A 16,197-nucleotide genomic window follows, 5' to 3' on the forward strand; every position below is an offset into this window, starting at 1 on the left:
GCCGCGGTTCCTCGAACCACGCAAACATTGCCGCAGGTTCCGGCTGCCGAAATCCAAGGCCGCATTCATTGCCGCAGAGGGGTACGTTTTCCAGCGTGCTGTTTTGTTTCGATGCTGTGTGCTGCGACGGCGCTGCCTTCCAAACCCGTCTTCATTTTGTTTCAACCAAGAAGCGTTTCCAATGCGACCTAAACTCTCAAAATTGCCTTTGCCCGCGATTCAAATCGCGATTGGCTTGATCGTTGTTGTTGCGGCTGGGGTTACCTATTCGACGTGGTGGCCGTCGTTATCGACATGGATTGACGCCACGCTCTCATCGCAACGAGGCGGCGAAGTTGCCGAGGGCGACGAGCACGCGACTCATGCTGCACCAGGTGCAGCAGCGGCAGAGATCACGTCGTTGGAGTTGACGCCACAAGCTCGCAAGAATCTAGGATTGACGCCTAAGTATCTGCGTCCGGTAGAGCTTTCGAACTATCGCCGTTCGATCACTGTCCCCGCAGTCGTGGTCGCCAAACCCGGTCGATCCTCGATTGTGGTGTCATCGCCGCTCAATGGCGTCGTCACCCACGTGCATGCGGTCACCGGCGAAGCGGTGATGCCTGGCGACTTGCTATTCGAGGTCCGCTTGACCTACGAAGACTTGGTCGAAACGCAGACAACTTACCTGAAAACGATCAGCGAGTTGGAAGTGGAAAACCGCGAGATCGCTCGATTGGAAGATGCAACCCGGTCTGGCGCGATCTCAGGGAAACAGCTGTTGGAACGCCGTTATGCCAAAGAAAAACTCGAAGCGTTTGCAAAATCGCAGCGAGAGGCACTCCGGCTGCACGGTCTATCGGACCGTCAAATTGATGCCATTGCTCGAGACGGCAAATTGATGGGCGATTTGCAGATCGTGGCTCCTGATGTGGACAGCCACAGTGAGGACGAAGAGCTGCACTTGAGCCAGGTCTCTGTGCACCCAGTCTCGCACACCAAACCTTTGCCGTTACCTCAGAGCTCGCCAAGCAACCGAAGCAGCAAGAAGCTGTTGGTGATCGACGACCTGAGTGTCCGCAAAGGACAAGCGATCACGGCGGGTGACAAGATGTGCTCGCTTTCAGATTACACCCAATTGTTTATCGAAGGCAAGGCGTTCGAGAATGACATCGCGGCGATTTCCGAAGCGGCTCAGCAAGGTTGGTCAGTGGACGCTGTGTTCACCGGTTCGATGGGGCAAGAGGTCGTTGGCGGACTGAAGCTGGTCTTTGTTTCCAATTCGATCGACAGTGATTCACGAACCTTGTCATTGTTCGTGGAATTGCCCAACGAAAAGATGCGTGATGTGAAGAATGACGAGGGGCAGCGATTTGTCTCGTGGAAGTATCGCATCGGCCAGCGACTTGAACTACGTGTGCCCGTTGAACAGTGGGAGAATCAAATCGTGTTGCCTGTGGACGCAGTGGTGAAAGAGGGAGCGGATTGGTTTGTGTTTCAGCAAAACGGCAAGAACTTTACTCGCGTGCCAGTGCATGTCCGCCATCGTGGACAAGACGCCGTGGTGATCGCCAACGATGGTTCGATCTATCCCGGCGATGTGATTGCCCGCAAAGCTGCGCATCAAATGCAAATGGCCATCAAAAACAAATCAGGCGGTGGCGCCGATCCGCACGCTGGACACTCGCACTGATGAAGAAATAGGGAATCCCCCCTTCTCAACTCCTCATTTTCCATTCTCGATTTCTCCATTGATTCATGCTTAACGCCGTCATACGCTTCGCACTTCATCAACGATTGCTCGTCATCGCAGTCGCACTGTTCCTGATTGGTTACGGGACATGGCAAACGATGGTGATGCCCATCGATGTATTTCCCGATTTGAACCGACCACGTGTCGTGATCATGACGGAAACGCCGGGAATGGCTCCCGAAGAAGTGGAGTCGTTGATCACATTCCCAATCGAAACCACGATGAATGGTGCCAACGGGGTCGAGGCGGTTCGCAGTTCCTCGGGCGTTGGGATCTCGGTCATTTATGTTGAATTTGCCTATGGCACCGATGTCTATACCGACCGCCAAATTGTGGCGGAACGGATGCAGATGGTTCAGGACCGTTTGCCACCCGGGATCACGCCTCAGCTCGCTCCGATCTCGTCGATCATGGGCCAAGTTCTGATGCTGGGAATGTGGAGCGACAATCCAGATGTCGGCCCCATGGAGCTTCGCACCACTGCGGACTGGGTCGTCCGGCAACGGTTGTTGACGATTCCCGGAGTGTCGCAAGTCTTCACGATGGGCGGCGAGCGAAAACAGTTTCAAGTCCTGGTGGATCCCGACGCGATGCTTCGTTTCGGAGTCACGTTGCCGGAGATTGAGACCGCCGTGACCGAGAGCAATGAAAATGGGACGGGCGGTTATCTCGACAAACAAGGCCCCGAAGAACTGTTGGTACGGTCGCTGGGACGGATTCAGTCGCTAGACGATCTGAAAAAGGTGCCGGTAAAAATTCGTGAAGGCCGACCTGTGTTGCTGTCCCAAGTCGCCGAGGTGGTCGAGGGGGCGCAAGTAAAACGAGGTGACAGTTCTGCCTTTGTGCGCTCGTCGATCGCCGATTCAGAATTAAGTGCCTCGGGCGATGCAGCATCGAATTGGCGTGGTGGGCCTGCGGTGGTGCTAACGATCAATAAACAGCCCGGCGCCGACACCCGCCGCGTGACCGAAGATGTGATGGCTGCAATCGAGGAACTAAAGCCGACATTGCCAGCGGGAACGCAACTGACAACAGTCTACTCGCAAAAATCCTTCATTGACCGCGCGATTGAAAATGTGATCGAAGCATTGCGTGACGGGGGAATCCTGGTCGTCATCGTCCTGTTTCTGTTCCTGCTCAATTTGCGAACGACGTTCATCACGTTAACGGCTATTCCACTGTCGCTGGTCATGACCGCGATCGTGTTCGCGGTGTTTGGGCTGTCGATCAACACGATGACGCTGGGCGGGATCGCAGTGGCCATGGGCGAACTTGTCGATGATGCGATCGTGGATGTTGAGAACATCTATCGACGGCTAAAAGAAAACCGTGCCGCCGGGAATCCACTGAACCCGCTGCTGGTAGTGTTTCGAGCCAGTGCCGAAGTGCGTCGCAGTATCGTGTTTGGCACGATGATCGTGATATTGGTTTTCATCCCCCTGTTTGCGCTCGGTGGGATGGAAGGCAAATTGTTTGTTCCGCTGGGAATCGCCTACATCGTTTCGATCCTTTCCTCGTTGGTGGTTTCGCTAACGGTGACACCAGTGCTGTCGTATTGGTTGCTCGGATTGAGTAAAGGAAGCGGCGAAGAAAGAGACGGGTTTGTGTTGCGGGGGCTGAAGTGGGTTGCTGATAAAGTGATCCGGTTCAGTTTGACATTCCCCTATCTCAACCTCGGCGTGACGTTATTGATGGTCGCGAACGCCGCGATCTTTATCTCGCGACTTGAAAAGGATTTCCTGCCTCCCTTTAACGAAGGCACGATCCAGTTGAATGTGGTCCTACCGCCGGGAACCTCGTTGGCGGCGTCCAACGAGATTGCTCGCTCGGTCGAGGAATCACTGAAGCAGATTGACGATGTGCAGCGGTTTGCTCGGCGGACCGGCCGTGCCGAATTGGACGAGCATGCCGAGGGCGTGAACATGTCCGAAATGATCATCGAGCTCGATCCCAATTCGCCTCGCTCTCGTGAAGAACAATTGGCAGAGATCCGCGAGGCGATGGAAGAGTTCCCGCATGTGGTCACGGCGGTCGAGCAGCCGATCGCGCACTTGATCTCGCACATGTTGTCGGGGGTGAAAGCCCAGGTGGGAATCAAAATCTACGGAGATGATTTGGATGTGTTGCGTCAGAAGGCGGAACAGATCAAAGCGGAAATCGAACTGGTGCCAGGAGTTACTGACGCGTTGGTCGAACCGCAAGTCATTATCCCTCAACTCCGCATCGAACTTGATCGCGATCGACTGCTGCAATACGGACTGAGTGCCGCGTCGGTCAACGAATACATTGAAACCGCGATGAATGGCAAAGTCGTTTCCGAAGTGCTCGACGGGATGCGAACGTTTGATTTGATGGTGCGAATGAAAGAGGACTATCGCGAGGACATCGAAGAATTGAAGCGATTGTCGATCCAGTTGCCGGACGGCGGCATGATTCCGCTTTCAGGACTCGCGAAAGTCTACGAATCGGGTGGCCCCAACGTGGTCAATCGCGAGAACGTGCGTCGCCGCATCGTGGTCCAGTGTAACGTTGCCGACCGTGGTGTCGTGGACGTTGTGAACGATATTCAAGCGTCGATAAAACCGATCATCGCTCAACTGCCCTCGGGGTACTTTGTCGAGTACGGAGGGCAATTTCAAAGTCAGCAATCGGCTAGCCGAATCATCTCGGTGTTGTTTGTGATTTCGATGATGGGCGTGTTCCTGGTGCTGTACACACTGTTCCGCAGCATGAACTTGGCACTGCAGGTGATGGCGGCGCTTCCCATGGCGTTCATCGGTTCGGTCGCCGCCTTGGTGATCACCGGCCAAACGCTGACGATCGCCGCGATGGTCGGATTTATTTCGCTCGCCGGGATCGCCTCGCGAAATGGCATTCTATTGCTGCAGCACTATTTGCATCTCGTTCAACACGAAGGCGAACAGTTTACTCCCGCGATGATTATTCGCGCCGGACTCGAGCGACTCGCGCCGGTCCTGATGACCGCGTTGACTTCCGGCATTGGCCTGGTGCCATTGGTGATGTCGGCCGGCGATGCGGGTAAAGAAATCCTGTATCCCGTCGCCACAGTGATCCTAGGCGGATTGGTGAGTTCAACGATGTTGGACTTCTTTGTGCATCCGGCACTGTTCTGGTTGTTTGGGATGAAGTCAGCCGAGCGGGTCGTCACCGCCACCGCTAGCGAAATCGAATTAAATGAAATTTAGATGCGTGTGTGAGAAAACATCGCAGCGAGCCCACGCCAGTGGCTCAGGGTTTGCTACGCGATGAACGGAGTTCCCCCCTTGGTTAAGATGGAGAAGAAAATGAAGAAGTTGTTCCCCCTGCTGGTTTTTGCTGCGATTGTCACCTGCGGCACCTCGTCATACGGTCAGGCGCACGACCATTCGCACGGCGGTGATGATGGGCATTCGCATGGTGACCATGACCACTCGGGCGAAACGCTGGCGTTCCAATTGCCCCAGTGGAAAACGATGCACTTTGATGACGCCAACAAAGCGAGTCAGCATCTTGCCACCGTACAAAAACTTGGCTGTGAAGCCAGACAAGATCAACATGCAGGGCACATTGACGTTGCCTACCGTTGCCAGCAGTGGAAATCACTTGGCGTCAAAGATCGCGCGATGGCGGACCAGTGGATGGGGTGGCTCAAAGCCTCAGGTTTTGATGTATCACATGCTCAAACCGCACCTGCATTTTCCGAAGGTTCGGAAATTGTCGAGTTTCGCTTGGTCGACTGGAAACAAATCCATGGCAACGGTTCGCCTCAAGAAACTCAGACTTTGAAACAATTACAAGACATGGGGTGCGAGGTGGTCGTCGAAAGCCACGGCGATCATCGTGACATTCGGTTCCGCGCCCCGACTTGGCGAGACATCCACTTGGTTGACCACAAGGTATCCGAGCAATGGGCTTCGTGGCTGATGCAAAACGGTTTTGAAGCTCGCCACTCACATTAGCACATCAGCGGGGTGAATCGACAGATACCCCGTAGTCGCCTCGCAAATTCCGTTTGCGAGTTTTTTTGAAAACTTTCGTCTCGCGATTCGTATCGTGGGACGTTCCCCTTTGCCCCTGATCACAGAGATTTTTACAATGCGTATGACAAAATTTGCAACTCTTGCCGCCGGCCTGATTCTTTTCACCACGGGATGTGGCGACAAAGCCGCAACGACTGCCGATACTGATACGAGCGTCTCCGGTAGCGACGTAACCGTGGATGGGCTTCCGCCTGCGACCGTGGATGTGCACGCCCATCCGAGCGAAGGACCTCACCATGGATCCTTGGTCGAACTTGGCAACGAAGAGTTTCATGCCGAAGTGGTTCACGATGCCAAGTCGGTAACCGTCTACATCCTTGATTCGGCGGCAGCGAAAGCGGTTCCGATTGACGCCAAGGAAGTAACGATCAATTTGACGCATGATGGAGCGCCCGAGCAGTTTAAGTTGGCGGCCAGTCCTGATGCCGGCGACACAGACGGCAAGTCGTCACGCTTCACACTCGCCGATGCCGAATTGGTCGGGCATATCGATGACGAAGCTTCGGCACCCAAGTTGAGCGTGACGATTAACGGCACGCCCTATCGCGGCGAGATCAAACACGACCATGACCACGAAGGTCACGATCACTAATGTTTCGGCGACGAATAGCATTCGGGCCGTAAGCTGTAGCGAAAGTCGCCAAGACTTTCGGCCGTTTACGGTCCTAAGCAGGTTGCCAGCAGTCATCTGATTAGCCGTCTTGACTAAAGCTGTGAAGCATTTTCTCGTAGCTACCTTCGCCAGAAGGTGGTGATTCGTATTTGCGCGTCAACCATCCACGCTCTGGCGAGCGTAGCTACAAAACGCAAATGCCGTAATTTGCGACTCTCAATGAAACTCATCATTGCACTGAGATCCGTACCTGGGCAGGTCGCTCGTGTCAGCCCGCCAAACAGAAACGTCCCGCTTGCTGCCTTAGGTTGTCATGCTGCCGTATTACCTCATCTTCGTTGCGTCGGGGTTTGCGGCACTTGTTTACGAGGTCAGTTGGAATCGTCAACTGGGATTGCTGTTTGGGCACACCTCGCATGCCGCCGCAGCGGTGCTGGCCGCGTACTTTGGCGGCATGGCGATCGGGTATGCGATCGGCGGACGATGGGCCAATCGGATGTGTCCCTTTCGTGGCTATGCCGCCTGTGAAATCATTGCGGGACTGTGGGCAATCACGATCCCCCTTTTGATAAGTCACACAACGGGATCGGTGCTTGAGCCGATGCTGCAGTCCAACATTCCGATCATGCAGATGGGATGGCGAGTGGTGTTCAGTCTTTTGCTATTAGCGCCTGCAACGATTGCTCTCGGTGCGACGCTGCCGATCATGAACGAAATTTTCCTGCGTATGCAACTCAGTGACGGCGCCGCTTCTCGGAATCGTTTAACACGAGCGTATGGATGGAACGTATTCGGAGCGGTCGGTGGCGTCCTCGCAGCGTCGTCGTTGTTATTGCCTATCGTCGGGGTGACGCGAAGCAGCATGGTGGCAGCGATGATCTCGCTGGCTTGTGCCGCGGGTGCATTGATGCTGCGACGTATGACGAAGTTGAGAACTGCCGGAACACCAAGTGACGGGTTGACTCGTAGCGGAAGTCGTCAAGACTTTCGTGAATCGCGGAACAGGTCGAAACTCTTGACGAGTTCCGCTACGTCAGCAATTGTTCCGGCGGACCTAGGTGAGGAAACCGCAGCGGAGTCGTTGCCGAAGAGGCCTGCCAATTTCGACATGTCCGAGCGTCGTTTTTGGAGCATGGTGGTTGTAGTTTCGGGCGCTGCAACGTTAGCCATGGAAGTCTTGTACACTCGCTTATTCAGCTTGGTATTTCACAACAGTACCTACACGTTCTCGTTCGTGCTGATCGGTTTTCTGTTGGGGCTCTCGCTCAGTGCGATGGTGGCCAGTCGGTTGTTGGTTTCTTTTTCGCCGAAAACGATCGTAACGTGGGCCGGATGTTTGGCGGCCGCGGCGATTGCAATCTCTGTGCTCGGCTTTGTGACAGGAACTCGTTTGCAGTATTTCCAAGCAGGTGAAACATTTGCCGCTTATTACGCCAACGGATTGTTGTTGGTGCTCGCGGTGACTTTGCCGGTCGCCTTTTTTACCGGATTAATTTTGCCGACTGCTTGGTTCGCCTTTAGCGTGCAAGCGGAAACGCTCAGTCATGATGTGGGACGATTGACGCTCGCCAATACCGTAGCCGCAGCGTTAGGAGCGATCATCGCCAGCTTTGTTTTGTTTCCCGCCCTCGGGCTCTGGAAATCGTTTGCTGTGGTGGCATTGGCGATGCTGTCTCCGGCAATATGGCAATTACGCAGCGGGCTGACGCGGATGCGAATTCTATTTCCGGCGGCAGTCGCGGTCCTGTTGTGTTTGCCGATTCTGCTTGGCAATCCCGAATCGTGGGTGCGTGGCGAGGATCAGGATACGTTGCTGCGTCGTTGGCATTCGACCTACGGATGGATCGACGTGGTTCAAAATCAGAAGACTGGCGCCAAGAAGGTCCGCCAGAACTTGCACTACCGATTTGGAGCGACCGGGGACAGCGCTGAACGCGAATTTCGCCAAGCCCATTTGCCGCTGCTTTTGCACCGTCAACCGCGTGACGTCGCGCTGCTTGGATTGGGTACCGGAATGACAGCAGGTGGTGCGGTGCCGCATCAAGAACTGCAATCGATCGACATCGTCGAACTGATTCCCGAAGTCGTCGATGCCGTGCGACTACTGGGAAACGAAAATCGTCATGTGGTCGATGATCCGCGGACGACCATGATTGTCGATGATGCGCGTCATTTCCTGGCGACGACCGAGCGGCAATACGACGTGATTGTTTCGGACTTGTTTGTTCCCTGGGAAAGCGAAACGGGGTACCTGTATACGGTCGAGCAATTTGCAGCGGCGAAAAAACGACTTCGCCCGCAAGGGCTACTCTGCCAGTGGTTGCCGCTATATCAGCTTGGCGTCGACGACTTTGAAATGATCGCAGACAGTCTTCGCAGTGTCTTTCCTCATGTCACGCTATGGTGGGGGCGGTTGAGTCGATCACGACCGATTCTTGCCTTGGTGGCGTCCGAATCACCGCTGCAAATCAACGAAATAATGCTCAACCATCGATTGAGCGAGTTGGTGGCTGGAGGTCAGTTCGAGGATTCCTCGTTAGCAACGGCGACGCAGTTAGTCGAGTTGTACGCGGGAGATTGGCCGCAACGTGAGGGGGCTCGTTTAAATACAGACGAACACCCTTGGGTCGAGTTTCATTCACCGGTATCGCATCGCAGTCGAAGCTTAATGCGTGGTGTCGCGCTGCATGATTTTCTGAAGCGGTTTCAGGATTCGGCGGCTACTGATTCGATGAAGTATATTGGTGCGACGGGTTCGTCACCGCCGAGTGATCGATCGTGGCAACGCACAGTGATGTTTCCCGAACCCGATTCAGATTAGCGTCCCATTGTTTCGCCAAAAGAAGAGTTTTAGAGATGGACATTCGTCGTAGTCGTCGAGATTGGATTCGCGGCGTCGTCGTTGCCGCAGTGCTGGTCAGTGGTGTGGCCGCGAATTCGCAGGCCGCAGAGGATTTGAATCCATCCCACCAGACACGTGTGGTTGCGGGTTGGACGGTTCACGTCAGCCAGAAGTTGGAATCGCAAAACGAGCAAGCGACCGCCAAGGCATTGACGCTGCTAGAAAAACAGCTCGAAGAGATTGTGCGAGTGGTGCCCGCGCCAGCGGTTGCGGAGTTACTAAAGGTGCCATTATGGTTTTCGCCCGAGTACCCCGACACTCAGCCGCGAGCGGAATATCATCCAAACAAAAAATGGTTAATTGATAACGGCCGTGATCCGAGCATGGCGAAGTGCGTCGAGTTCACCAATGTCCGCATTTTTGAAGCCGAGACACGTCGGATGCCCAACTTTGCGTTGCATGAACTGGCCCACGCCTACCACGACCGTGTGCTCGAGCGTGGCTTTGGCAATCAACCACTGAAGATGGCTTACGAGAAAGCCAAAGCAAGCGGCAAGTACGACGATGTCGAACGTCAAGACGCCAACGGCCGCAAGCATCGTGGTCGAGCGTATGCAATGACGACGCCGCAAGAGTACTTTGCCGAAACCAGCGAAGCCTACTTCAGCCGCAACGACTTTTTCCCCTACACCCGCGAAGAATTAAAGAAACACGATCCCGAGATATTCAAGCTATTAGCCGAACTGTGGGGTGTTGAGAGTCAAGGCGAGTAAGCTAGCCACGGATTCACGTCCGTGGCTATTGCATGTCGTCACTTCGTGGCTTGCAGTCACCCAGTCGCAACGCGACGCTAGGTGGTAGCCTGGACGTCAGTTCAGGGAAAGACACAGACATGCATACGCAAAGTCGCAACGCGACGGCAGGAGAACCACAACGATTTGCCGTGCCCCGGAGGAATATTTGCAACTCGTTTCGGTGAACAGCGTCGTTTTCTCTCGTTCAGTAAAATACCTGTCGTCGCGTTGCGACTGTCCCGACCGATTTTCTCCCCGAACCACGGACTCACGTCCGTGGCTACTGCATGTCGTCACTTCGTGACTGATCCGCTGGACGGTTTGAACTCTCGCTCAGAAACGTCAACGCGGTGTCGCTACTTGGCTCCGAGTGAGAGGTAGGCGTAGAGGTCGCGGATTTGGGTGTCGCTCATCTCTTTGAGTAAATCCGAAGGCATCAGCGAAGTCGGTAGCGCCTTGAGCGTTTCGATATCGTCACGGGCAATCGTGGTGGTTTGGTTGTCCGCGTTTCGCAGTGTTACCGTGGTCGGCGTCTGCTCGGCAATGATCCCGTTGATCACTCGACCGTCTTCGGTCAGCACTAAATAGGACTGGTAGCCTTCGCGAATTTCGAGATTCGGCAGCACGATCGAGTCGACCCAAAAACCGACCTTGCCTCGTTCGTAGCCGTCCAGCGGCGGTCCCGTTTTGCCTCCTTCGCCAAACAGTTGGTGGCATACCCCGCACGCCTTGGTGAAGATCTCCTTGCCTGCTTTGGCATCGCCCCGCTCTGCTGCGAGCATGTCTCGCAAACGCTTCGTTTGAGCGATTTGTTCCGGGGTCGCGGTTGCCGAGATCGGACCAAATACGGCTTCGACCTGCTTGGCGATTTCAGGATCGTCATAGCTGCGAAGTTGTTGAATCACGTCGTACGGAATTTGATCGCGTTTGACTCGCCACTCAGTCAACTCCGTCAACAATTGAGTTGCCCAGACTGGACGTGACGCAAGCGTCCGGCATGCCGCGGCCCGCAATCCATGCTCTTCGGAGATCCGGTTACCGAACGACGCCAATAAAGTGCCGGCAATCGACGCGGTGTCATATTGCCGAAGCGAAGCGATTGCAACTCGCTGCAGCGCCGGTTCGGACGTCCTGCTTCCCGTCGCCAGGGCAAGTAAACTTTTCGCGGCCGCCGCGTGATGGACTTCGCCAAATACGTTCGCCACCTCGATCGCCAACGGTAAATTCGATTGTGGACTGGCAAGCAGTTTTATCGCTTCGTCGATCGCTTTTGCGTCTCCACGACGCAGCGACAGGATCAAATCGGACTGGCCAATCGACGCCTTGTAGTCCGCCAACGCTTTGTCGAGCGATTCAGGCAGTTTGGGTATCGCACGCCCTTGGAATGCGAGATCAATCCCCTGAACCAACTGCGATCGAGACGCGTCATCGGGAGCCATCGCGATCAATTGCCCACAATGCTCAAAGTCCTCGGCACCGCCGGCGGACGCATAACGCTGAACGAGGCGTTTCAAGACGGTTTGTTTCACCATCGTCGTGCTCCACAACGATTTGTCGGCGAACATCGTTTCGATCGCAGGCCACGAATCAACATGAGCTTCGATCGCCCACCAATTCATCAACGGCATGTGCGGATCGTTGGCATCGTCGTCGTGTCGCAAGAGCGCCGAAACAATGCTAAGCCCAACATCAGCTGAGAGTCGTTTCGCCGTCGCGGCCAATTGACTGCGAACTTGTACATCGGGCTCGGTCGCCGCCATCGCCGCAAGTCCACTGTGGTCTTCGTGTCGATCACCGAGTAGACGCACGACCCAGCGACGAATATGAGCATCAGAGTGCGAGAGCCAGCGAGTGGCCAACGCGTGATCGAACTTGCCGATCAAGTTCAATGCCCACAACGCCTCAAGCGACGCGGAGTCGTCGACAAGTTTGATCAGCGAATCGGCTACCGACGCGTCACCTCGCCAACCCAATTCGAGAGCGGCTCGTTGCCGCACCCATTTATTTTGGTGCGAAAAGCAATCGATCAGCGTTTGGCTGTCGGCGCGGCTGAGATCACCTTGTTGATAGCTAGCCGTTTTTCCGTCGGGGACGACGCGGTAAACTCGTCCGCTCTCTTTGTGCCAATCATCGACGGGGCTGACGTGACTGAGTCGACTGTCGTACCAATCGGCCATATAGACGGCACCGTCGGGGCCAACGCCTGCATATACCGGCCGAAACCAACGGTCCGGCGTCTCGATCAGGTTGGGCTCGTCCACGGTTCGGTAAGTCGATCCATCGGGAATCCGCTTGCTCCGCCAAACAAGATTGTGCAGCGAATTCGGAGCAATGATGTTCTCATTAAACTCCTTCGGAAACAGCCCTCCCTCGTAGATACAGAACGCTTGCGGAAACCGCCGTCCGTCTCCCTCGAACTTCATCGCGCTAAAGTATCCGAAGGCATAGGGGTTGGTCAGCGGTCCGTGTTTACCCCAGTTCTTTTCGCTATAGCTGCCTTGCGGAAAATAGTAGCCACGCGTGTTGCCACCGTTGGTGCCGGTGAAGACACGGCCTTTGGAATCGATATCGAGACTGAAGTTATTGCCGCCACCTTCGGCATAGATTTCAAACTCTTTTGTGTCGGGATGGTACCGCCAAACGCATTGGCCTTGAAAACGAACACCCTTAGTTACTGCGGAACTGACATCGCCGACCGTGGTGCTGCCGTTACAACCATACAGCCAACCGTCTGGCCCCCACATCATGCTGTTAGCGACCGAGTGGGTATCCTGTAATCCAAATCCGCTGAGATGGACTTCGGGTTCCGCATCCGGCACATCGTCTTGATCGGCATCGGGATAGAACAGCAAGTACGGTGGATTCAAAACCCAGATTCCACCGTGGCCAACTTGCACTGCCGAAGCAATATTCAGTCCGTTGATCACATCTTTGTGGGTGTCGTAGACGCCGTCTCCATCAGTGTCTTCGAAGACGGTGATCTTGTCGGCGCCCGGGGTGCCATGCGGAGGTGGCTCGGGGACTCGGTCAAACACAGCACGCAGGTGTTGGTCGTAGCGAACAATCTTGAGTCCTGCAGGAAATTGATACTGGCGATACTGGATCACCCACATCCGGCCGCGTGAATCCCACGACACGAACAGCGGCTGCGAGACGACGGGCTCCGCCGCCACCGCTTCGATTTTGAATCCCTTCAAAACGTCAAATTTGGTCACGGCCAAATCGACGGGAGTGGGCAGCGAGTCGTCTCGCATCACCCCGCGACCAGGACGAGTCCGGATGATCTCAGCGACTTGCTCATTGCCCGCAACGGTGGTGTCCGAATCGGTCGCAATCGGCTCCGTTTCTTGAGCGGCGGAAAGCGTAGCCAAGCTTGTGAGTAAGAAAGTCAGGGCAAATCGAGTTCGCAGACGGCTAATTGGCCAAGGCCAAGCGGCCTTCAGAAGGGGTGCATGCATCGAAAGTCACACGTTGGCGGGAAGGGACGGAGGGATGATCGCTTTCGGGGCGGGATCTCTATCATAACTTCTCGCGGCCGACGATGGGCAAGCGAGGATTTTGCCGTCAAATCGGGGCACCCGCTTCCAATGGATCCGAGTTCGCCAAAGCCGTCGAGTCTGCCAACGCAGCGAAATCGACTGACGTTTTTTGGTGTTGGAATGCGGCGCTGTAAATGGGGTCTGTTATCTTGAAGATAAAACCCGGTGAGAAAAATTGATGCGGCTTCAAGCCCGTGTCATGGCATTGTTCCGCCCGCTTCCGCGATCAGTAAGCGTTCATTTTCGGACCGACAATGGCATCACCATTCCAGTACCTAAGGGAAGAACAGGATGACGTTTCCACGAACATTTTCTCACATCGGCATCTCCGTGACCGACTTGGACCAAGCCGTCGAGTTCTACACGAAAACGTTGGGGTGGTACGTCATCATGCCGGCCACCGAAATCGTGTCGGACGATTCCGCGATTGGCGTGATGTGTGATGACGTATTCGGAAAAGGTTGGGGCCGATTTCGAATTGCTCACTTGGCCACCGGCGATCGAGTTGGCATTGAACTGTTCGAATTTGAAAATGCCCAAAAGCCTGAAAACAATTTTGAATATTGGAAAACAGGCGTGTTTCACTTTTGCGTCCAGGACCCCGATGTGGAGGGCCTGGCAAAGAAAATCGTTCAAAACGGGGGTAAACAGAGAATGCCGATTCGAGAGTATTATCCCGGCGAAAAGCCATACCGAATGGTTTACTGTGAAGACCCATTTGGAAACTTGATCGAGATCTATTCTCACAGCTATGAGCTTACGTATTCAGCAGGCGCATACCAGGACAGTGCGGATTGATAACGGGCTCTGAGTGGGCTGCTAAAAACCCGGAATTGACACGACGTATTGACTGTCCATTTTCGCATTATTTTTGTTCCGGTATTTCGCGAATGGTGAGTCACGAAGTGACGTCAGGTAGTAGCCCCGGACGCCAGTCCGGGGTTTGGGAAAACGAAGCGAAGCCGAGTCGCAACGCGACGACATGAGTTACGGATGCGCGCGCGAATGGACCACCGGGAATCAACACCTGTCGTCGCTTCGCGACTTGATGTGCGTGAGGGCGACGTCGCCCCCGGACTCGCGTCCGGGGCTATCGCCTGTCGTCGCTATCGCGACTAAGAACTACTTGGCCAAGTCCACGGCGACGATTTCTTCATCGTTGCGGGCGAACGCCGTTTGACCTGCGTACGCCGGATGGCTCCACACGACCGATCGACCGAAAGCTTCGCCGGTCGGCTGGAGAACATGAAAACGCCCCAAATCTTCGTAGCCCGCCGCGGTCAACTTTGCCATTTGCAGGTCACCTGTTTCGCTGAAGATGAGATAGCGATCGGTGTCCGCCAGCCGGGTCAAGAAAGCCGTGCCGTGCTTGATAAACCGCTTCTCGTCTGGCCTGGTGGCTTCGAAAGTTGACCACAACTGCGATCCATCTTTTGCGTCCACTGCAACCAAGTTGCCTTGGACGCAATCGGTCCCATAGACGACGCCTTCGGTGAAGATCGGTGTCGCATTTGCACTGTGAACGGCCTCTTTGGGTTCGCCACGCCAAACTTCTTTGGCCGCCGGGCTGTCGCTTCCTAATTGGATCATCAACGACTCGCTGCGAATTCCGCTGGCGTACATCAAGTCGCCGTCTACCATCGGACGAGCGATCGACATATCGAATGACGGAGCGATCGGAATACTCCAGTACTCGCGACCTGTGGTCGGATTCAGGCTGGTTACCGCGGTGGGGTGATAGACGATCAATTGACGTGCACCACCATGTTCGATGATCGAAGGGGTGCAGTACCCGGCGTTACCGTCAATCGCCTTCCATTTGACTTCGCCGGTCAACTTGTCAAAGGCCACGATGGCTTGCCCCTCGCCACCGACCATCGTGTAAAGCATGTCGCCGTCGATCAACGGATGAGCCGCGAATCCCCAAATCGGAACCTCGGCGCCCAAGTCCTCTGGCAAGTTGCGTTTCCAAACGACTTCGCCGTCCGAAACTCGCAAGGCTTGCAAGTCACCTTCACTTCCTAGGATGTAGACGAGGTCGCCGTCAACGGTCGGCGTGCATCGCGGGCCGGCGGGGTACGAGATGCTGTAAGGGCGATCGTAGGCGTATTGCCACAGCTGTTTACCGGTTTCAGCGTCTAACGCGGTCAACCGTTCTTGCCCCTTCAAGTTCGCTCGTTGGCCAGCATCGTTGAATGCTTCACCCTCGGTTTTTTCGTAGTCAAAAACGAAGACACGTCCGTCGGCGACCGCAGGTCCGGCATACCCACCCGCGATCGGAGTTCGCCATTTGACTTTCAGGCCACTCTCAGGCACTTCATCAATGATTCCCGTCTCGCGGTAGACTCCATCCCGTGAGGGCCCCATCCAGCCTGGCCAATCGTCCGCCACCGCCTCGCTCGCGGCGATCCCTGCAAAACAGGCCGCGGCGATCAACGAGAAAAGCCGGCATCGATTAAAATATCGCAAAAGCATGAGAGGAGAGTTCCTAGGAGAAGAGCGGACAGAAACGGTTGTTCATTATCAGGACAGAACAAGCATTTAGATGGCCATCGAAATCAGTCATCCGCCGCACGAACCGCCGCAATCAGCGAAAAGACGAACGGTGATTCCTGAAATTGTCAGGCAGTATTCTGC

At 55.1% G+C, this 16,197-nt stretch carries 9 protein-coding genes; 7 read left to right on the plus strand and 2 right to left on the minus strand.

Annotated features, from left to right (window positions below; all coding sequences use genetic code 11):
* The first annotated feature begins 181 nt into the window (after positions 1–181).
* The 6 genes from SH528x_RS35675 (at position 182) to SH528x_RS35700 (ending at position 10,000) form a co-directional block, all read left to right on the plus strand.
* Entirely contained in the window at positions 182–1,672 is a 1,491-nt protein-coding gene (locus SH528x_RS35675; RefSeq protein ID WP_442508175.1) for an efflux RND transporter periplasmic adaptor subunit, read from the plus strand.
* 65 nt (positions 1,673–1,737) lie between these two features.
* Positions 1,738–4,938, plus strand: a complete 3,201-nt coding sequence (locus SH528x_RS35680) for an efflux RND transporter permease subunit (protein ID WP_442508176.1) — start codon at positions 1,738–1,740, stop codon at positions 4,936–4,938.
* A gap of 99 nt (positions 4,939–5,037) precedes the next feature.
* Positions 5,038–5,691 carry a hypothetical protein gene (locus SH528x_RS35685; protein WP_442508177.1) on the plus strand — a complete coding sequence of 218 codons (654 nt, stop codon included), beginning with the start codon at positions 5,038–5,040 and terminating at the stop codon, positions 5,689–5,691.
* 136 nt (positions 5,692–5,827) lie between these two features.
* Positions 5,828–6,364, plus strand: a complete 537-nt coding sequence (locus SH528x_RS35690) for a hypothetical protein (protein WP_442508178.1) — start codon at positions 5,828–5,830, stop codon at positions 6,362–6,364.
* A gap of 334 nt (positions 6,365–6,698) precedes the next feature.
* Positions 6,699–9,206, plus strand: a complete 2,508-nt coding sequence (locus SH528x_RS35695) for a fused MFS/spermidine synthase (protein ID WP_442508179.1) — start codon at positions 6,699–6,701, stop codon at positions 9,204–9,206.
* A gap of 35 nt (positions 9,207–9,241) precedes the next feature.
* Positions 9,242–10,000 (plus strand): zinc-dependent peptidase, encoded by a 759-nt coding sequence (locus tag SH528x_RS35700; protein WP_442508180.1) that lies wholly within the window; start codon positions 9,242–9,244, stop codon positions 9,998–10,000.
* 377 nt (positions 10,001–10,377) lie between these two features.
* Here the strand turns inward: SH528x_RS35700 and SH528x_RS35705 are convergent, their stop codons facing one another.
* Positions 10,378–13,479, minus strand: a complete 3,102-nt coding sequence (locus tag SH528x_RS35705) for a PVC-type heme-binding CxxCH protein (protein WP_442508181.1) — start codon at positions 13,477–13,479, stop codon at positions 10,378–10,380.
* A 372-nt stretch (positions 13,480–13,851) separates the two neighbouring features.
* Between SH528x_RS35705 and SH528x_RS35710 the strand changes: the two genes are divergently transcribed.
* A complete protein-coding gene (locus SH528x_RS35710; protein ID WP_442508182.1) occupies positions 13,852–14,358 on the plus strand; it encodes a lactoylglutathione lyase family protein in 507 nt (168 codons plus the stop codon).
* A 324-nt stretch (positions 14,359–14,682) separates the two neighbouring features.
* Here SH528x_RS35710 and SH528x_RS35715 read toward each other — a convergent pair whose 3' ends face one another.
* Positions 14,683–16,035, minus strand: coding sequence for a PQQ-binding-like beta-propeller repeat protein (locus SH528x_RS35715; RefSeq protein ID WP_442508183.1), 1,353 nt, complete (start codon positions 16,033–16,035; stop codon positions 14,683–14,685).
* Between the last annotated feature and the right edge of the window lie 162 nt (positions 16,036–16,197).

Origin of the sequence: Novipirellula methanifontis, assembly GCF_052161655.1 — a bacterium.
Lineage (GTDB): Bacteria > Planctomycetota > Planctomycetia > Pirellulales > Pirellulaceae > Novipirellula.

Coding starts and splice junctions, on each gene's coding strand:
- SH528x_RS35715 (WP_442508183.1), bottom strand. CDS start 16,035: ATGCTTTTGCGATATTTTAATCGATGCCGGCTTTTCTCGTTGATCGCC.
- SH528x_RS35685 (WP_442508177.1), top strand. CDS start 5,038: ATGAAGAAGTTGTTCCCCCTGCTGGTTTTTGCTGCGATTGTCACCTGC.
- SH528x_RS35695 (WP_442508179.1), top strand. CDS start 6,699: ATGCTGCCGTATTACCTCATCTTCGTTGCGTCGGGGTTTGCGGCACTT.
- SH528x_RS35680 (WP_442508176.1), top strand. CDS start 1,738: ATGCTTAACGCCGTCATACGCTTCGCACTTCATCAACGATTGCTCGTC.
- SH528x_RS35690 (WP_442508178.1), top strand. CDS start 5,828: ATGCGTATGACAAAATTTGCAACTCTTGCCGCCGGCCTGATTCTTTTC.
- SH528x_RS35705 (WP_442508181.1), bottom strand. CDS start 13,479: ATGCATGCACCCCTTCTGAAGGCCGCTTGGCCTTGGCCAATTAGCCGT.
- SH528x_RS35675 (WP_442508175.1), top strand. CDS start 182: ATGCGACCTAAACTCTCAAAATTGCCTTTGCCCGCGATTCAAATCGCG.
- SH528x_RS35700 (WP_442508180.1), top strand. CDS start 9,242: ATGGACATTCGTCGTAGTCGTCGAGATTGGATTCGCGGCGTCGTCGTT.
- SH528x_RS35710 (WP_442508182.1), top strand. CDS start 13,852: ATGACGTTTCCACGAACATTTTCTCACATCGGCATCTCCGTGACCGAC.